Raw genomic sequence first — 17698 nt, 5'->3', positions numbered from 1 at the left:
ATATCATATCATTTCAATAACTGCGGCAACTGTCAACAAGTTAAAACGGAATTCTTATTCAGACATTCGTTTGATTAGCACATGTAATTCATAAAGTGTGGTTTGGAACGTGGTTTCCTGGGCATTAAATCCTGCCCGGCTGGCATGCACGTCCCCTGCTAGATAACTGGCCAGTAAATCATTTCCAGATTGAAAGATGTAATGATGAAATTGGCTGATCTGGTCAAGCGTGGCATTGTCCAGATAATGATGGTATCGGGCCTTTTCAAGCCAGATTCCGCAATGAGTATCGGATAATTGGGTTATCGGCCACTCGGTTTTAATCTCAGGCTCAGCAAAAAGTCTTTCCTGAAGTTGATGCAACCAGTATTTAAGATAAAAATAAAACAGACTGAGTCGTGCCTGCTTATGGTTTTTCAATAGACCCGATTGTGAACACCATTGCCTGAAGGGCTGATATGAGCTTAAAAACTTCATCAGTTGATCAATCGGCAAAGGCTTGGCTAACGCGTAGCCCTGTGCTTGATTACAGCCCATTGCCAATAACACTTCACCATGGGCAATAGATTCAACGCCTTCGGCAATAACCTGAATATTGAATGACTGTGCCAACGCAATGACACCTTCTACAATCTTACAATCCTCAGGCTCACTTAACATTCGTCTGACAAATGTCTGATCTACTTTGACAACATCCACCGGTAAAACCCGGATATGGGTCAACGATGAATAGCCGGTACCAAAGTCATCCAATGCCGTAGTAATGCCGAACTCTGATTTACAGAATTCGACCACATTACTGATAAGGCTCAAATCGCTTAACCGATTACTTTCCAGTATTTCAATCTGGAAACGACTGGTGTCCAGGCCAGGATAATGCTGAATCTGATATTGCAGCCAGTCAAAAAAATCTGCTGTCGATAAGTGATATGCGGTGAGATTGATACTCAGCTGATAGTTATGACCGTCCTGTTGCCAGGCTGCGAGCTGTTTTAATGCCTGACGAATAACCCACTGGCCAAGACTGACTTCCAATTCAGTATCGTAAACCTGATCAATAAATTTATCGGGTGACAGCAGACCACGTTTGGGATGCTGCCAGCGAATCAAGGCTTCAAAGCCAAAGATATGCCCGGTACTCAGCGTCACCTTGGGCTGATAAAACAAAACAAACTGATCTTCACTTATTGCCGTCGCAATTTCTCGCAGCTGCTGGTTACGCTCGGTAATCTGGACCTCTTCACCTGGATCGTAGGCAACCACGGTAGATTTGCCATCCAGCTTGGCTTTATACATACATTGGTCAGCATGGCGGATTAATGTGTCCAGACTGCCTTTATCTTCGGGATAGAGCGTATAGCCTACTGAAGCTGTAATCATCATCGGCACATCATTAATGATAAAGGGGAGTGATATGGCTGAAAGCACTTTGTTAATAATGTCTGTGGCAGCAGCATGACTGGAAACACCACCGATAATCAGCACAAATTCATCGCCTCCGTAGCGCACGATGCTATCGCTTTCCTTCAGAGCAGTTCGAACACGTTCGGGAACCTTTTCCAATAATTGGTCAGCGGTGACCTTGCCATGAATATCATTAATACTTTTGAACTCATCCAGATCCATAAAGGCCACAACCAGTTTTTCATCCTTCTGGTCTGCCAGGGTACTCATATGACTGAATTCATTTTCCAGCCGGTTTTTATTGAGGATCTGATGTGAATTTCGATTTAGAACAAGATCAGAAAGAACAGCACGATACTTCCTGTCGGTGGTGATATCACTTAAATGACCCAAGTAAAACACTTTGCCGTGGGCATTGATTCGTTTCACACTAAACCGGGCTATGTAGTGCGATCCATCCTTGCGTTTATTGGACACTTCGCCTTGCCAGAAACCGTTGCGCTGCAATGACTGCCATAGAGACTGATTAAATACTTTATTTTGGCTTTCAGCACTAAGGATTTGCGGTTTGCTGCCGATAAGATCAGAACGGGAGTAGCCAGTGATATGTTGCATCGCTTCATTGATATCAACAATTTTCTGATGCTCATCCGTGATGACGATGCCTTCATGTGCAAATTTGAAAGCATTTTCTAATAATGTGTTTCTCACACTACGTGCCTTGTCCTTAACGTTGATCTTTAGCCATTCGTTCCGTCAGCTGCACAAGTCCTATTCACTGGTCTTTCACGTGTACTGAGCAACACTGGCTTTATCTAATACCACGGTGATAGATACCAGTGGTAATGAAACTACAGATGGTAACTAACTATGTCAATAACAACTGTTTACACTCTTTAAATAATGAGCGCGAGAAAAGGACCTTTTGGCCTTAGACTGCCTGCTGAGCTTATGTCTTGGCTACGTTCTGAGGCAACACAGCACAATCGGAGCACGACCAGTGAGGCATTGTTTTTATTACAAAACAGCCTGACGCATCGCTTCGGCAAAACAGCTGTGCGAGAATTTCTGCTGAGACACCCTACCAGCACCTACACTGAGGCTTTCGGGTTGCGCATTCCGGATGATTTGAAAGACCGTTTGCGTGATTTCAGCCATCAGCATGAAATCAGTCTCAACCTGGAAATTGTCATGAGATTGTTTCAGGATTATGAAAAACATCGCCAGCATTCTGTTGCTGCAAACATCAACCGGGGTGGTTACCGCGCAGTTGCTGAGAAACAATTTACTATTTCCGATTCCGAACAGCGATTACTCTGTTTATTTCGCGGTCTGAATGAGGCTAATAAAAAAGTCATAATGACGTTAATCAACAATCTTACGGATAATGATTGACTGGCTCTCTGATTTATTCAAATAAACGTCTTTGCCCCGTTAGAAATTCCGATTATGATCGCGGCCTTGATTGTCTTTTTGGCCCTGATTCATGCAAACCACCGCACCCTCTCCGCTCAGTTTTCAACATAAGTTAGAACGCCTGCGACAAAATCGTTTGTTCGAAATTATCGTGGTCAGCGTTATTTTATTTTCTGCCATGGTCACCGGGGTTAAAACCTATGAAATCCCCCTGCAAATTCTGCGCTTAGTCGACTGGCTGGATTATGCGATTACCCTGTTTTTTGTTGTTGAAATAAGCGTTCGTTTTCTGGCAGAACCCAATAAGCGCGATTTTTTCAAAAGTGGCTGGAATGTGTTCGATACTATTATCGTCGCGGTCTCTTTGATACCGGTCAATGATAGTGAACTGGCTTATGTGGCCCGGTTAATACGTATCTTTCGGGTATTACGGATGGTATCGGTAATCCCCGAACTCCGCCATTTGCTCAACTCTCTGCTCAAAGCGTTACCACAGCTGGGTTATGTTGCCTTGATGATGTTTATTATCGTCTATATTTTTGCCGCCATCGGCACCACGCTGTTCGAGGAGATAAATGAGTTTCTTTGGGGGGATATTGCTGTCTCAATGCTGACGTTGTTCCGGGTAATGACTTTCGAGGACTGGACTGATGTCATGTACGAAACCATGGCAGTGTATCCACTGAGCTGGATTTATTATCTGGTGTTTATCTTCCTCAATACTTTTGCCTTCCTCAATATGCTGATTGGTATTGTCGTCAATGTGATGGAACAGGAGCGTGCCGAAGAGCATGAAGAAGCGCATAAAAATGATATGACCATAGAAGATTTATCCGCACAGCTTGAAGAACTCAAAGCGCTCATCAAAACCCGATCCTGAAGTAATCCGGCGACGTCATTCTGCAAGCCGCCTTCACATTTGATTCACAACAGACATCCGAACATCAGCATCTCTATTTCAGGAGGGATGTCGATGATTGGTCGTAAATTATCTCTGTTGCTGTTTATCACGCTGTTAGCAGGATGTCAGTCAATGTCAAAACCGATTCGTACCGAAAACCATGTAGATATAAACCGATTTATGGGTGATTGGTATGTGATCGCCAATATTCCCACCTTTATTGAAAAAGGTGCACACAATGCTGTGGAATCTTACGAATTAAATGAAGATGGCACGATTGCCACGACCTTTACTTTCAATAAAGGCAGCTTTGATGGCGAACTAAAACAATATCATCCCAAAGGCTTTATTCTGGATGACGAATCTAACGCCGTCTGGGGAATGCAGTTTATCTGGCCTATCAAAGCCGACTACCGAATTGTTTACATAAATGACGATTACACCCAGACAATTATAGGTCGTGAAAAACGCGATTATGTCTGGATAATGGCCAGAACACCGCAAATTCCTGAACAGGATTACCTGCAAATGCTGAAACTGCTTGCTGAGCAGGGTTATGATATTTCGCAGATTAAAAAAGTCCCTCAGCAATGGGATAATTAATATATGTAAACATCATATGTAAATACATATTTATTAATTCTGTTTATATCGATTTCTTGCGATGATAGTCGCCTTGAATATGGCTTGGGCGATAAAAATGTCTTTGGAAGCGTGGTTTACGTTAATCGTAACAACTAGTGTGTTACTCGTGTTGATATTCAGTCGTGTTCGCCCACATATTGCTATGATCACTGCCCTCACAGTATTACTTGCAACCGGCATTCTAAATGCCGAACAAGCCCTAGCAGGGTTCAGTAACAGTGGTTTGATTACCGTCGCTGCCATGTTTATTGTCGCTGCCGGTCTGCATGCGTCTGGTGGTGTGGACATAATGGTGAAATCGTTTCTGGGGTCACCCAAAACAGTACGTAGGTCCTATTTACGTATTTTTACTCCGGTCGTTTTTCTCAGTGCGTTTTTAAATAATACTCCTGTTGTGGCTACCATGATTCCTGGCCTTTTGGCCTGGAGCAAACGCATCAACATCAGCCCGTCAAAGATCATGATTCCGTTGAGTTATACCGCTATTTTGGGAGGCACTATAACGATGATTGGAACCAGTACCAATCTGGTAGTGAATGGGCAATACCAGACATTAACTGGTGAAGCCGGGTTTTCAATATTTTCGATTACCATTATTGGACTGCCTGTTGCGATTTGTGGACTAGTGTTTATGTGGCTTTTCTTTCCTAAATGGTTACCGGATATTGGTAAAAGTCATGCATTCGAAAATGTTCGGGAATTCACCCTGGAGGTGATGGTTGAATCTAATGGTCCACTTGTGGGACAGAGCATTCAGCAAGCAGGTTTACGCGAGCAAAAAAGTGTTTATCTTGTGGAAATCGAGCGCAATGGGACATTGCTGACAGCCGTCACACCGGAACAGCGTCTGCAAAGTGGAGACCGCTTGGTATTTGCGGGTGACACTCAAGGGATTACTGATCTATTAAGGATCCGCGGTATTGTCGCTTCCACTTCAGATGCTGAAAGTAGTGTATTTTCGGCCGATCGTCCTGAGCGCAGTCTGGTTGAAGCAGTGGTTTCACCACATTGTGCCGCTATTGGAGAAACCATCCGCGATGCAAAGTTTCGCCAACGATATGGTGCTGTGATAATGGCCGTAGCACGAAATGGGGAACGTATTGCAGGCAACTTGAGTAATATTGTTTTAAAAGCTGGAGACACATTACTACTGGAAGCAAGACCGGCTTTTGTAAGTCGACAACGTTATAACAAAGATTTCTTGTTGATTAATGACCTTGGAAAAGAATCCCCAAATCACGATAAAGCCGGAATCGCCTGGGTTATTCTGATTGCTCTGGTCACTGCCGCTGGCTTTGGTGTGATTAGCATGTTGAATGCTGCATTAATTGGTGCGGTGTTAATGATAATAACAGGATGCTGCTCGGTAAGTCAGGCAGAGCGCAGTCTGGATCTAACCGTAATTCTGACCATAGCAGCCTCGTTTGCCTTAGGTGTGGCATTGCAGCAGACCGGGGTTGCTGATGTGGTAGCGAGCGGTATTGTTTCATTAAGCCAGAATCAAGCATGGTTAATGCTGGTGATGACATATATTGCTGTATCTGTACTGACCGAAGTAATTACCAATAATGCGGCAGCGGTATTAATGTTGCCGATCGTATTGGAATTAACCTCCAAAGCCGAACTGCATAATGAACCATTCGTGTTTGCCATTATGATGGCGGCATCAGCCAGTTTTGCAACCCCATTGGGCTATCAAACCAATTTGATGGTATATGGGCCGGGCGGCTATCATTTCCGTGATTTTCTAAAAGTGGGTGTGCCGATGAATTTCTTTATTGGTGCCGTAACCCTGGCAGTCATTATGTTGATTTGGCCATTAAACTAAATGTTGATAGCTAATACGCCAATACAGCTCGCTTGTGAGCAAGATATCCCAGCGTTAGTCACACTGTTAACGGAGTGTGCCAATCATATGTATCAACAAGGCATGTCACATTGGTTGGATGTTTATGATGAACAATCTGTCCGCCAGAATCTGTTACAAAAAACAGTCTATGTCATCAAGCAGGATTGCCGGGTTATAGGTTGTGTCGCTTTAGGGCTTAAACCAGCCGATTATTATGCAGACTGTTGGCCACAGGCCCCGCGGTCTGACTTCTATCTGACGCAATTGGCCGTGCATCCCGAACACCAACAAGCGGGTTATGGACGACTACTGCTTCAGCACTGTTTAGGGTTAATCAGTGATCGGACCCTGCATTTGGATGCAGTAGCGCATTATCCTCAATTACTTGAATTTTATCGAAAGTCTGGCTTTAAACAAATTGCCGAAGGCATTGGTCTCGGAGATCGTCGTTATTTGTTTGAGTACAGTCACTCAACCTAATAATGTATCTATCAGCATGATGGCAAATAAGCCGCCCATCAATCCCACTGTCGCTCTTGTCTGATGTCCGTTACGATGCGTTTCCGGTATGACTTCATGCGAAACCACAAATATCATTGCCCCGGCGGCAATGCCTAATCCCAAAGGATAGGAAACCGGTAAACCACTGGACAGGAATATACCCATCACGGCGCCAACCGGCTCGACCAGACCGGTTGCTGCAGCAATCGCTACGGCTTTGCCGGAAGAGATATTGATACGTCGCAATGCCAATACCACAGCAAGACCTTCGGGGATATTCTGTAAGGCAATCGCTGCGGTTAACGGAATACCCACCGCCAGATTACCATTGGTGTAACTTACCCCAATTGCCATGCCTTCCGGAAAGTTATGCAAGGCAATCGCCAAAACAAACAGTCCAACCCGACCTACCTGTTGATGCCCTGCCCCGCACGGACCAAGATGTTGATGTTCATGCGGCAGATAATAATCCAGCCCTAGCATCAACACCACTCCGCCAATCATGCCAAAAATGATGATAACTACTCCACTGACAGCATTTCCCGTCAATGCAGTACCTACTTCAATCCCCGGCAAAATCAACGAAAAAAAACTGGCTCCCAACATCATACCTGCAGCCATGCCCAGCATAGTATCTTCAGTTACGGCGGGAAGCTTTTTAACGAATAAACCCGGTGCTGCACCCAGAGCCGTTGACAAGGCCCCAACGCCTCCACCGATAAGTGCCCATTTTAAAAACTGTGGGTCAACAGTGGACTGCCGATACAGCAAATTCATCAGAAACAATATTGCAAGCCCAGCGATTGATACCAGCAGTAGGATAGAAATTACTGGACGACTATTGAATTGTGTACGCCAACTTATCAAAAAAGCAGAAAGGGTTTGTTTTATTGCCTGTTGCATCGTGCTGTTCCCAGAGTTTATCTATTGGCTTTTTGATCTTTGATAGCCTCCAGCTATGGTGGCTATCAAAGATCAAAATGCCCTATGTCTTACACAAAAATATATTTAATGAATGACAGATTGAACTAATGCATGCCTAAACATTTCTTAACGATAATAAACAATTTTGGAGCATGGCGATGCAAGCTTTACAGGAACAATCCGTAATGTGTCCCTATTGCGGTGAAACTATTGAAGTTTTACTGGATGCCAGTGTGGAATACCAACAATATATTGAGGATTGCTTTGTCTGTTGCCGCCCAATCGAATTTTCAGTGAGTGTAAATGCAGATGGTTCATTCAATGTCGTAGCTGTTGATGAAAATGCATAAAATTAAAGTTTCACTGGAGCTTATTGCGTAAACACAGTGTCTTATTGCTGAAAAAATCCGCCATGGCGTTAAATTAAATAACGATTTTTAAGTAGATTTTAAGCACGAAAAAAATAAACCCATGGATTTAAAGGAAAAATATCCTGCTTAAACAAGGATAGTTTACTTATTGAAGGATGTTATATTTCGGTTTCTAATGGACTTCTACCAAAGATGGGAATGCACATTGAATCGTATTTGGCATAATAGTTTTTACCCGTTACTCATTGTGGCGCTTTTAATACCAACTGCTCATGCCTCATTGGATCTTTTAGCAGGCGTCGAAGCAGGTATTGAAACCGACACCGCGATGACCACGATTGATCTTGATAGAACTCAGGAAATCCTTTCATCTAATGATTTCGAGTCCGAACATGGCTGGATTAATCACCATACTGGCATCCAATATCAAATCCAGCTGTTGCGAAGTTATTCTTATGGGCACTACCCCTGCCTTGCCTATCAGTTAAAAATCAAAAACGGTGATGACTTACAGGAAAAATCGCTGGATGCCTGCCAGCATCGTAGTGGCAAGTGGATTTCGGTATCACCCAGCTCAATGGCTTTTTAAAGGCTTCTTGCTTGGGTCTTTTATGGCGCATCAGCAATAAATACGGCTCGTTTTGGTGCCGGATATCCTTCAATGGTTTTATGCATATCCTGAGGGTCCAAAAAATCGGCTAACGATTCAAATGTCATCCACTCTGTTGCTCGTTGTTCTTCCAGTGACGTAAGATTTTCATCCACACAGCGCACATTTTTATAACCACATCTACGCAGCCATATCAGCATCGTTGGAATTGATGGAATAAACCAGACATTGCGCATTTTGGCGTAACGTTCCTCTGGCATCAGACTCATGCCCTCTTCCCCATCAATAATCAGAGTTTCCAATACCAGTTCACCGCCGCTACGAAGACAATGACGTAATTCCATCAAATGGCTTAGCGGTGAACGGCGATGGTATAAAACGCCCATGGAAAAGACCGTATCAAAGAGATGCAATTTTTCAGGCATATGTTCAATACCAATCGGTAAAACAAAATGCTTTTCACTTTGAATAAAGTGCTGCATCAATTGATATTGCATACTGAATACCAATGTTGGATCGATCCCCATTACCATCTGGGCGCCCTCACCCACCATGCGCCAGCCGTGATAACCATTGCCACCACCAACATCCAGAACCTTTCGTCCATGCAAAGGGCTGAGATGCGGTAATACGCGATCCCATTTCCAATCCGATCGCCATTCAGTATCAATGTGTATATCAAATAATTGGTACGGGCCTTTGCGCCAGGGATGAAAGGTTTTGATCAGTTCAATAAACGAAGATGTGTCATAAGCCGCCAAATCTTCTTTTGCGCCAATAGCCACCTGTTGTTGCAGTTCTATAACAGAAGGTTTTATGGAGGGTAAATCCGCCAACGCTTTTTGCCATAACGGCATCTTGCCATGAAAATCATCAGCCAGTCGCTGATCGGTAAATTTGGCCAATTGTTTGGCCCAGTCAGCTTGTCCAACGGATTCAAGCCAACGATAAAACGGGTCATATACGGTCATTTAAACGCTATCAAAGAGGCAAAGTTAAAACATTGAAACCAGCATTCGCTGCGGGAAAAACCGGCTTGGCTAAGGCGTTGTTGGTGCATTGTCAGAGTTTCGGGGATTAATACGTTTTCCAGCGCGCTGCGTTTCTGACTGATTTCCAGATCACTATAGCCATTGGCCCGTTTGAAATCGTGATGCGCTTCAGTGAAAAATGTCTGTCGTTCAGGACTATCAAAAGCCAGTTTTTCCGACAGGATAAATACGCCACCCGGTTTCAGGCCCTGATAGATTTTATCAATCAACTCATCCCGTAACGCTGGTGCAATAAACTGCAAGGTAAAGTTCATCACCACTACCGAGGCATTTTCAATAAGCGTTTGGTTAATATCTTCACAGCGTAGCTCAACCGGTACGCGATTATTATCCGCCGCGATGATTTTCTCCGCCCGTTCAATCATTGCTAGAGAATTATCAACAGCAATAATCTGACAACCTTCCGCCTTAATACGCTGGCGCATTGACAAGGTAATCGCCCCTAAGGAACTGCCCAGGTCATAGCAACTGCTGTTTTCCTGAGCATAACGAGCGGCCAGAATGCCGATATTGGAGATCAGGGTGCCATAGCCAGGCACCGAACGCTGGATCATATCGGGAAACACGTCCACCACGCGTTCATCAAAACGAAAGTCCACCATCTGTTCCAGCGGAGAGGCGAATATGTTATCGGCTTTTTTAATCATCCCTGTTGTGCCTTCTTTTTAGCAACATTATTCCGCAGATACACTGGTAACGCCTTATCAGCACTGACAAACTCACCACGCCGATAAAACTGCTCAGCAAGTTTAAGAATCGTTGCTGCACCAGGATAAATATCGGCTTGCTGGTCAATCAATTGTTCAAAAAAGTTGGCTTGCAACATCTCAGCATAAACCTGCCAGCCATTTCCTGCACCTAACCACTTTTCGGCATTTGCTGGAAAAAAATGTTTAGCAGTACACACTTTTTCCTCGTCGATTAGCGTCACAAACCCACCTTTCACCTGAAAACAGCCTGCATAGATTTCATCCATACGGGCATCCATGGCCACGGCTATGTTTTGATGACCAAAAGCATCAAAAGCAGCCTGCGCAACAGCAGCAAGTGTTGAAACAGGGATGACTGGAAGTTCACGGGCAAACGCAATTCCCTGCGCAACTCCGACACCAATGCGCACACCGGTAAACGAACCAGGGCCCCTACCAAATGCCAATGCATCGATATCGGCAATTGAGGCATCGGCTTGCTTGAAAAGTTGATCGAGCATCCCCAAGATCAGGGTCGAATGCCCTCGCTGAGTCATTTGCTGTTGCTGATACAACACACCGTTTATGGTGATTGCAGCAGAACAACTTTCAGTACTGGTATCAAGGGCAAGCAAATTCATAGGTTGGTCATCATCATGTCATTTGTCCGTCACAGTCGCGCATTATAATTCAACCGTGCACTACAAAGGAGTTTTGCTATGGGTTATATCGTTGATACCATCTATATTTTCCGCGAATTGATGAAGCTGCTGTTTGTGGTAGTAACATCACCTTTCGCCGTCGTGGGTAGTTTGTTGATGCTGGGTAGTGTTACCTGGCAGTCATAAATATTGAGGAAACCAATGAGCGTCATACATCTGCAAGCACTGGATAAAATTCGCGAACAGGATTGGCATGGCGCTCATCAACTTATCCAGCAGTACAGTGATCCACTGGCCTGTTTAATCCATGGTTACCTGCATCGAATTGAAGGGGATCTTTCTAACGCTGCTTACTGGTACAACCGTGGTCAAGAGGCTGTACCAGCAAACAGTCTAGAGGACGAGCTAAAACGTTTGTTTAAACTCGCCCGACAAGATTAATCAAATCAACTACTGTCTGATACCTTCAATAGACAAAATCAGAAAGACTTCCTGCGAGCTTGGTCCCAACTTGCTGACATCAATGTCATAATCTTCAATGATAAAGCTGGTTTCGCCATAAAAACCGACTCGATAACCACCCCATGGATCATCACCTTCACCGACTTTCTCAACTGGAATGGTCATCGGTTTGGTAACACCATGCAACGTGAAATCGCCTTTCATCAATAATGTACCGTCTTCCAGCTGTTCGAAGCTGGTGGAAGTAAAGCGAGCATCGGGATATTGCGCCGTTTCAAGAAATTGTTCACGCAAATGTTTATCACGTTCAGCAAAATTGGTATCTACACTGGCAACATCAATTTTCACATCAATTTTTGACGCTTCCGGGTTTTCCGAGTCATAACTGAAAGTCCCTTCAAAATCATTAAAGCGACCGCTCATCCAGCTAAATCCCAAATGCTGAATCCGAAAATCAATAAATGCATGGGCTTTCTGGGTATCAATAACATAGTCAGCCGCATGAGCAGGCAATGTAAACACCGTACTCATAGCCAAGGCAAAGATGGTTTTTTTCATGGTAACTCCTGTTGGTTTAAAGATTAAGCATGCGACGCAACGTTGCATCTTTATTGATGAAATGATGTTTCAATGCCGCCAGGGCGTGAAATGAAGCCAATGAAATAATGAAGTAGCCAGACCATAAATGCAGTTTGCTGACCAGATCACTGGTTTCAACTGATAATTTGGAAATAGCTGGAATACTGAACCAATCGAAAATCCCCAAAGATTCCCCCTTTGCAGTGACAATCAGGTAGCCGGTTATTGCCAGAAGGACAATGGCCAGGTTCATCAATTGGTGAACGACTTTGGCTGCCAGTTGCTGCCAAACGGGGGAAGATGAAATAGCTTTTGGTTTTCCTGCAATGGGTCGCCAGATCCAGCGCAACACTACCAATAGAAAAACAATAAATCCCAAACCTTTATGCCACCAGGGTGCCTGGTAATACCAGTCGTCATAATAGCCAAGGTCGACCATCCATATGCCAAGAAAGAACAAGCCGATGGTGAGTAGTGCGACCGACCAATGCAGCAGTATGCTGATTAAACCGTAGTGATCTTTGCTGTTGATTAAACGCATGCACTCCTCTCCATAGGAATCTCTTGAGATGGTTTTCAGACCCAGCTTTTACCGGCTGGGTTCCATTCAAATGCTATCGTTTACGGGAACGTTGCGTTCCACTTTTTACCTTTTTGGAGCGAACATGCTGGGTACGGAAAGCCGGTTTTGTTGAAGGCGTTTTTGCCTTACGGGTAATACGTTTGCCTTCACCCATTTCGCCAGTGCCTTTGGGTTGAAAGCTCGGTATAAGATGTTTTTTGCCATTACCGATCAAATCAGATCTGCCCATACTTTTCAGTGCTTCACGTAACATCGGCCAGTTTTCCGGATCGTGATAACGCAGAAACGCTTTATGCAAACGCCTGACTTTCAAGCCTTTCGGAACGGTAATATCGCCGCCCTGACGACGTACTTTGTGTAAGGTATCCTTGCCCGAATGATACATTGCGGCTGCAGCTGACATCGGTGAGGGCAAATATGCCTGAACCTGATCGGCTCGAAAGCCATTATGTTTTAACCATAACGCCAGATTCATCATATCTTTATCAGTCGTACCCGGATGGGCAGCGATAAAATACGGAATCAAATACTGTTCTTTGCCAGCCTGCTTGGAATATTTATCAAACATGGCCTTAAATTTATCGTAGGTACCAATGCCGGGTTTCATCATCTGTGACAGTGGACCATCTTCGGTATGTTCCGGCGCAATTTTCAGATAGCCGCCCACGTGATGAGTGACCAGTTCTTTGACATATTCCGGTGACAGAACTGCGAGGTCATAACGCAATCCAGAGGCAATCAGGATCTTCTTGATACCCGGCAGACTGCGGGCACGACGATATAAATTAATTAAAGGCGTATGGTCAGTATTCAGGTTTTTACAGACACCCGGAAAAACACAGGACAGACGCCGGCAACTGGCTTCGATTTCTTCGCTGTTACAAGCCAGTCGATACATATTGGCGGTCGGACCACCGAGATCCGAGATAATGCCGGTAAAGCCGGGCGTGGTATCGCGAATGGCCTCTATCTCACGAATAATCGAATCTTCACTGCGGCTCTGGATAATGCGACCTTCATGTTCGGTAATCGAACAGAAAGTACAGCCACCAAAGCAGCCACGCATGATATTCACCGAAAAACGGATCATCTCATAAGCCGGAATATTGGCCTGGCCATATTCCTTATGCGGCAAACGGCTATAAGGCAGATCAAATACCGCATCCATCTCTTTGGTAGTCAAAGGAATCGGTGGTGGATTGAGCCAGACATCCTGATCTCCGTGTTGCTGAACCAGCGCCAATGCATTACCCGGATTAGTCTCTAAATGCAGAATCCGTGAAGTATGTGCATAGATGATTGGATCGTCTTTAACGGTTTCGTAACGCGGCAGGCGTATAACGGTTTTCTCAGCATTACGCGGAGAAACGCGATGAATTTTGATTACATTGGTAGCGGGTTCAACTGGCACAGCATTTTGCTCAGCAGTTTCAGCCTTTGATTGCTCACAGCTTTCTTCAGTCTGCATCTGGTATGGATCAATCGGCGGATTAAGCTGACCCGGTTTATCAATACTGGTGGAATCTTTTTCCCACCAGTCATCACGTCGCCCATGACGCTTTGTATAGACTGTTCCACGTACATCGATCAGTTCACTAACCGCCTCACCCTGCGCCAGTCGATGAGCTATTTCAACTACCTGCCGCTCACCATTTCCGTAAACCAGTAAATCGGCTTTGGAATCCATAATCACGCTGCGGCGTACTTTTTCGGACCAGTAATCATAGTGAGCAATACGACGTAAACTGGCTTCTATGCCACCGATAACAATTGGCACACCCTTGTAAGCTTCACGACAACGCTGACTGTATACAACAACACTGTGATCAGGGCGTTTACCACCCTCTCCATCGGCAGTGTAAGCATCATTACGACGAATTTTTTTATCTGAGGTGTAACGATTGACCATCGAATCCATATTGCCGCCAGTGACGCCAAAAAATAGATTCGGTTTACCTAATCGCTGAAAATCTTCAGTGCTGTTCCAGTCGGGCTGCGAAATAATTCCGACCCGAAAACCTTGAGATTCCAGTAATCGACCAATTAATGCCATGCCGAAACTGGGATGATCCACATAGGCATCGCCGGTAATGATGATCACATCACAACTGTCCCAACCAAGAGCTTCCATTTCACTGCGTGACATTGGCAATTGTGGCGCAACACCAAAGCGGTGAGCCCAGAATTTGCGGTAAGAAAAAATATCGGGAGCGGCTTGCATACAACCTCAGATCAACAACAGCGAAAAATCAATGGCTTATTGTAGCAAACACCTGATGGCTTGTTCTTAGGTTTTAGGTATCTTCGATGCAGTTAAATATGACCAATACATTTATGTTCTGACAAATGTGGCTGTTATAAACTTGCTAGGGCGTGTTTATCTTTCATCTCCGCCTCTGTTGTGAGCTGAAAAAGCGTCAATCAAGGCACGAGGAGCGCCTTTTAGTTATTCTAAATAAGTGACGAGCAACGCAGAGTGGCGCTTTTTCAGTCACAACCCGAAGGGCTGGGACTATTTTTGCGGCCGCCTGCGTTGTCAATCACTTATGTAGGAAGGCTACACTGCGTGCTTTCCGCCTTGCCGGACACAAAAATAGTCGCCAGCAGTGGTGGATATGAAAGATAAACACGCCCTAGGGATTAACTGCCGCCTTAAAAGACTCAAGTGAATCAATAATAATGACCGGTGTGCCTTCATCAACCCACATGGCTAACTCACGCACTTCAGAGTTGCGCATTGCAATGCACCCTTTGGTCCAGTTCGATATTGCATGAATATCCAGTTTGTCTGGTGTCTCTTCACCGATACCATGGATGCCAATCTGTCCACCTAACGGTGTATTTTGCGGCGGAGTTTCATTGTAGATAAACGCTGCGAGAATCTTGCGGTATTGCGTGCGGGTTATTCTGCCATCTTTAAGCGCTTGTTTTGCATCATCCATATTGGGGTAATCCAGATGCATAAACAGATAAAACTTATCGCTGCTGCGGATATCTTTGATTCGATAATGTCCCTGGGGTGTTCTGCGATCACCTTCCTGCATTTTTGGCTGACGACCACCACTGCCAAAGGCCACTTTAAAACTGCGTAAGGTTTTGTCGTTTTTTCTAACCAGTAATTTATTTTCTGAACGCACAATCACCACTTCAATGGCCTCTGAATCTGCCATCGTGGCAGCAGCAGGCCAATGAAATAAAAAGACTAAGAAAAGCAGCCTGAGCATATGGCAGTTAATCCGCTAAGAAAAGACAATAGATTTTTATCATAAAACGCCTGAATTATCACCTGTAAATTAATATTTTTAAAGAAATAATCGGTTTAAAAATGAAATATTCTGTTTTATCAGATCATGCAATGATTGCGGTAAACCGATATCAAACTGCTGATTAAGATTTTCGGCCAGGTCTCGATGTCTTTTTAACTGGCTCACATTGAATTTTTGCTTCAACGCCAGACCAATCACATTGCCTTTATCCGCCACCGGTAGCACTAAGGTCTGATTATCAAAACTTTGATTTATCCGTTGCATCGATTGACTGAATCCTGGCCGATCGGTTCCCCATAGATTGATACTCATCAGTCCATCGTCATTAAGCACGCCGGCACAGGCATCGAAAAATGCCTGGCCACCCACACTGGCCGACATTCCCACATGATCGAAAGCATCGACCAGCAACAGATCATAAAACGCGCCATTGCTGAAAAACTGGTTACTGACAAACTGATAACCATCATCGTGATGAATCCGCAGTCTGGGATCATTATGCGGCACTTCAAAATAGCGATGTGCCACATCAATCACATCCTGCCGATATTCGATGACATCAATCTGACAATCTTCAAAATGGTGCAACAAAAACTTGACCAGTGATCCACCACCCAGTCCGATAACACAGATAGTTTTGGGCTTCGGTTGAAATAATAAGCTGGCCATCATGGCGCGGGTATAACTCAGTTCAAGCAAATGGGGTGATTGCAAGGACATGCTGCTTTGACGTGGATAAGTTCCGAAATGCAGCGATCGCTGATCGCCAATATCAACGACTTCAATAATGCCCTCATCAGAAGCGGCTTGATAAACCACTGAGCCACCATAGTAAAGGCGCATTAAGGCGCATCCTCTTCTTCAAAAAACTGCGTATATAACCAGCCATGAACCAGATTGGTTAATCGTCTGGACGAGCTGGCGAAATAATGAGCCGCTCCATTAACTTGTCGCAATTGATAATTGGTTTTCTGTTCGGTTTTCATCTGTATCTGCCGTTGCAGAACAGCTTGTTTAATAGTGTCTTTCTGACGACTGCCCAGAATTTCCAGTATTGGAATCGCCGTTTCAGTCATGCTTGTTCCTTCTGCTAATTCACCGGTATTTATCATGATTACTGCGGCAACCGGAACCGCAGTTTCGTTAAGCGTTTTTAAGGCCAGTTCTCCCCCTGCACCCTGACCAATCAAAACAATATTTTCATGACCTTGCTGCTGTAACTTTAATAACGCCGCATCCAGACGCTGGGCAGTGGTTATCGCTGTAAATTCTGCTTCCGCTGGTTCTGCCGTTTCAGTTGTATCGGCTGTTTCAGTATTTTCATTATCTGCGGACGTATTCTCAGCTTCTGTTGCTGCAGCTTCATCTGTTTCAGCCTGTTCTGCTGAATTTGCCTCATCCACAACAGCAGCGCCTTCCTCTGTGGCGGGAGGCTCTTGTTCACTCGCTTCAGTAAACCGAATAATCTTGATTGATAATGTATTCCAGCCATACCCCGGTAACTGTCGTCTTAGAATACCAATCGCAGCACTGTCGATATGTTCATTGATGTCATGCAGTAACAAAATAGCACCACGAGGTATACCTAAGGTTTGGGGTAAATACGCTGAAGCAATGGTTTGATCACCTACAGCTAATGGCTCATAGCCTTTCGTTATTGAATCCTGACGCAATATTTGCGGCTTTGCTGCTGATGTTTCATCTAAAGCACCGGCCTGTAAAGTCATGCACGGTAGAAACATCAAAAATGTAATAAACAATCGTGGGTGAATTCGCACTTGTTT

The 17698-nt window shown here is 44.5% G+C and carries 20 protein-coding genes; 9 read left to right on the top strand and 11 right to left on the bottom strand.

Annotated features, from left to right (window positions below):
* Positions 1-54 precede the first annotated feature (54 nt).
* Positions 55-2115, bottom strand: coding sequence for a sensor domain-containing protein (locus tag B4F66_RS02670; RefSeq protein ID WP_292353402.1), 2061 nt, complete (start codon positions 2113-2115; stop codon positions 55-57).
* A gap of 192 nt (positions 2116-2307) precedes the next feature.
* Between B4F66_RS02670 and B4F66_RS02665 the strand changes: the two genes are divergently transcribed.
* From B4F66_RS02665 to B4F66_RS02645, 5 genes are all read left to right on the top strand, one after another.
* Positions 2308-2799, top strand: coding sequence for an Arc family DNA-binding protein (locus tag B4F66_RS02665; RefSeq protein ID WP_292353403.1), 492 nt, complete (start codon positions 2308-2310; stop codon positions 2797-2799).
* Positions 2800-2890: 91 nt separating this feature from the next.
* Positions 2891-3700 carry an ion transporter gene (locus B4F66_RS02660; protein ID WP_292353404.1) on the top strand — a complete coding sequence of 270 codons (810 nt, stop codon included), beginning with the start codon at positions 2891-2893 and terminating at the stop codon, positions 3698-3700.
* A gap of 93 nt (positions 3701-3793) precedes the next feature.
* Positions 3794-4324 (top strand): lipocalin family protein, encoded by a 531-nt coding sequence (locus B4F66_RS02655; protein ID WP_292353405.1) that lies wholly within the window; start codon positions 3794-3796, stop codon positions 4322-4324.
* Between the two features lie 97 nt (positions 4325-4421).
* Entirely contained in the window at positions 4422-6194 is a 1773-nt protein-coding gene (locus tag B4F66_RS02650; protein WP_292353406.1) for an SLC13 family permease, read from the top strand.
* Positions 6195-6695 carry a GNAT family N-acetyltransferase gene (locus B4F66_RS02645; RefSeq protein WP_292353407.1) on the top strand — a complete coding sequence of 167 codons (501 nt, stop codon included), beginning with the start codon at positions 6195-6197 and terminating at the stop codon, positions 6693-6695. It abuts the gene before it with no gap.
* On the opposite strand, the gene B4F66_RS02640 is transcribed toward B4F66_RS02645, so the two are convergent.
* A complete protein-coding gene (locus tag B4F66_RS02640; protein WP_292353408.1) occupies positions 6687-7619 on the bottom strand; it encodes a ZIP family metal transporter in 933 nt (310 codons plus the stop codon). The two genes, B4F66_RS02645 and B4F66_RS02640, sit on opposite strands and share 9 nt — an antisense overlap.
* 179 nt (positions 7620-7798) lie before the next feature.
* Between B4F66_RS02640 and B4F66_RS02635 the strand changes: the two genes are divergently transcribed.
* Positions 7799-7990, top strand: coding sequence for a CPXCG motif-containing cysteine-rich protein (locus B4F66_RS02635; RefSeq protein WP_292353409.1), 192 nt, complete (start codon positions 7799-7801; stop codon positions 7988-7990).
* Positions 7991-8216: 226 nt separating this feature from the next.
* Complete coding sequence (locus tag B4F66_RS02630; RefSeq protein ID WP_292400635.1) at positions 8217-8600, top strand: hypothetical protein; 384 nt, start codon at positions 8217-8219, stop codon at positions 8598-8600.
* Between the two features lie 20 nt (positions 8601-8620).
* Here the strand turns inward: B4F66_RS02630 and cmoB are convergent, their stop codons facing one another.
* The 3 genes from cmoB to tsaB are packed head-to-tail and all read right to left on the bottom strand — an operon-like array spanning position 8621 to position 11003.
* The gene (gene cmoB, locus B4F66_RS02625) at positions 8621-9592 is read right to left on the bottom strand and encodes a tRNA 5-methoxyuridine(34)/uridine 5-oxyacetic acid(34) synthase CmoB (RefSeq protein ID WP_292353411.1); all 972 of its coding nucleotides are present in this window, start codon (positions 9590-9592) and stop codon (positions 8621-8623) included.
* A complete protein-coding gene (cmoA, locus tag B4F66_RS02620) occupies positions 9589-10320 on the bottom strand; it encodes a carboxy-S-adenosyl-L-methionine synthase CmoA (protein WP_292353412.1) in 732 nt (243 codons plus the stop codon). The genes cmoB and cmoA overlap by 4 nt, the downstream gene beginning before the upstream one ends.
* Positions 10317-11003 (bottom strand): tRNA (adenosine(37)-N6)-threonylcarbamoyltransferase complex dimerization subunit type 1 TsaB, encoded by a 687-nt coding sequence (gene tsaB, locus B4F66_RS02615; protein WP_292353413.1) that lies wholly within the window; start codon positions 11001-11003, stop codon positions 10317-10319. The genes cmoA and tsaB overlap by 4 nt, the downstream gene beginning before the upstream one ends.
* A gap of 78 nt (positions 11004-11081) precedes the next feature.
* Between tsaB and B4F66_RS02610 the strand changes: the two genes are divergently transcribed.
* Together B4F66_RS02610 and B4F66_RS02605 are read left to right on the top strand one after the other, a co-directional pair.
* Positions 11082-11210, top strand: a complete 129-nt coding sequence (locus B4F66_RS02610) for a hypothetical protein (protein ID WP_292353414.1) — start codon at positions 11082-11084, stop codon at positions 11208-11210.
* A 15-nt stretch (positions 11211-11225) separates the two neighbouring features.
* Positions 11226-11465: a hypothetical protein gene (locus B4F66_RS02605; RefSeq protein WP_014706879.1), complete on the top strand. Its 240-nt coding sequence runs from the start codon at positions 11226-11228 to the stop codon at positions 11463-11465.
* A gap of 9 nt (positions 11466-11474) precedes the next feature.
* On the opposite strand, the gene B4F66_RS02600 is transcribed toward B4F66_RS02605, so the two are convergent.
* The 6 genes from B4F66_RS02600 to B4F66_RS02575 form a co-directional block, all read right to left on the bottom strand.
* Positions 11475-12044, bottom strand: a complete 570-nt coding sequence (locus B4F66_RS02600) for a YceI family protein (RefSeq protein ID WP_292353415.1) — start codon at positions 12042-12044, stop codon at positions 11475-11477.
* 16 nt (positions 12045-12060) lie between these two features.
* On the bottom strand, positions 12061-12606 hold the full coding sequence (locus B4F66_RS02595) for a cytochrome b (RefSeq protein ID WP_292353416.1): 546 nt from the start codon (positions 12604-12606) through the stop codon (positions 12061-12063).
* Between the two features lie 73 nt (positions 12607-12679).
* Positions 12680-14869, bottom strand: a complete 2190-nt coding sequence (locus B4F66_RS02590) for a YgiQ family radical SAM protein (RefSeq protein ID WP_292353417.1) — start codon at positions 14867-14869, stop codon at positions 12680-12682.
* A 412-nt stretch (positions 14870-15281) separates the two neighbouring features.
* Positions 15282-15872 carry a L,D-transpeptidase family protein gene (locus B4F66_RS02585; RefSeq protein ID WP_292411165.1) on the bottom strand — a complete coding sequence of 197 codons (591 nt, stop codon included), beginning with the start codon at positions 15870-15872 and terminating at the stop codon, positions 15282-15284.
* Positions 15873-15950: 78 nt separating this feature from the next.
* A complete protein-coding gene (locus B4F66_RS02580; protein ID WP_292356719.1) occupies positions 15951-16757 on the bottom strand; it encodes a spermine/spermidine synthase domain-containing protein in 807 nt (268 codons plus the stop codon).
* Positions 16757-17692, bottom strand: coding sequence for a DUF3530 family protein (locus B4F66_RS02575; RefSeq protein WP_292356721.1), 936 nt, complete (start codon positions 17690-17692; stop codon positions 16757-16759). Before B4F66_RS02575 ends, B4F66_RS02580 begins: the two co-directional genes overlap by 1 nt.
* Positions 17693-17698: the final 6 nt, after the last annotated feature.

The sequence above is a fragment of the Methylophaga sp. UBA3603 genome (genome assembly GCF_002375335.1).
GTDB lineage: Bacteria > Pseudomonadota > Gammaproteobacteria > Nitrosococcales > Methylophagaceae > Methylophaga.
Note: the sequence above shows the minus strand (reverse complement) of the source record. Positions and strands in the feature narration are given on the sequence as shown.

Coding starts and splice junctions, on each gene's coding strand:
- B4F66_RS02665 (WP_292353403.1), top strand. CDS start 2,308: ATGAGCGCGAGAAAAGGACCTTTTGGCCTTAGACTGCCTGCTGAGCTT.
- B4F66_RS02660 (WP_292353404.1), top strand. CDS start 2,891: ATGCAAACCACCGCACCCTCTCCGCTCAGTTTTCAACATAAGTTAGAA.
- B4F66_RS02655 (WP_292353405.1), top strand. CDS start 3,794: ATGATTGGTCGTAAATTATCTCTGTTGCTGTTTATCACGCTGTTAGCA.
- B4F66_RS02650 (WP_292353406.1), top strand. CDS start 4,422: ATGTCTTTGGAAGCGTGGTTTACGTTAATCGTAACAACTAGTGTGTTA.
- B4F66_RS02645 (WP_292353407.1), top strand. CDS start 6,195: ATGTTGATAGCTAATACGCCAATACAGCTCGCTTGTGAGCAAGATATC.
- B4F66_RS02640 (WP_292353408.1), bottom strand. CDS start 7,619: ATGCAACAGGCAATAAAACAAACCCTTTCTGCTTTTTTGATAAGTTGG.
- B4F66_RS02635 (WP_292353409.1), top strand. CDS start 7,799: ATGCAAGCTTTACAGGAACAATCCGTAATGTGTCCCTATTGCGGTGAA.
- cmoB (WP_292353411.1), bottom strand. CDS start 9,592: ATGACCGTATATGACCCGTTTTATCGTTGGCTTGAATCCGTTGGACAA.
- cmoA (WP_292353412.1), bottom strand. CDS start 10,320: ATGATTAAAAAAGCCGATAACATATTCGCCTCTCCGCTGGAACAGATG.
- tsaB (WP_292353413.1), bottom strand. CDS start 11,003: ATGAATTTGCTTGCCCTTGATACCAGTACTGAAAGTTGTTCTGCTGCA.
- B4F66_RS02610 (WP_292353414.1), top strand. CDS start 11,082: ATGGGTTATATCGTTGATACCATCTATATTTTCCGCGAATTGATGAAG.
- B4F66_RS02605 (WP_014706879.1), top strand. CDS start 11,226: ATGAGCGTCATACATCTGCAAGCACTGGATAAAATTCGCGAACAGGAT.
- B4F66_RS02600 (WP_292353415.1), bottom strand. CDS start 12,044: ATGAAAAAAACCATCTTTGCCTTGGCTATGAGTACGGTGTTTACATTG.
- B4F66_RS02595 (WP_292353416.1), bottom strand. CDS start 12,606: ATGCGTTTAATCAACAGCAAAGATCACTACGGTTTAATCAGCATACTG.
- B4F66_RS02590 (WP_292353417.1), bottom strand. CDS start 14,869: ATGCAAGCCGCTCCCGATATTTTTTCTTACCGCAAATTCTGGGCTCAC.
- B4F66_RS02585 (WP_292411165.1), bottom strand. CDS start 15,872: ATGCTCAGGCTGCTTTTCTTAGTCTTTTTATTTCATTGGCCTGCTGCT.
- B4F66_RS02580 (WP_292356719.1), bottom strand. CDS start 16,757: ATGCGCCTTTACTATGGTGGCTCAGTGGTTTATCAAGCCGCTTCTGAT.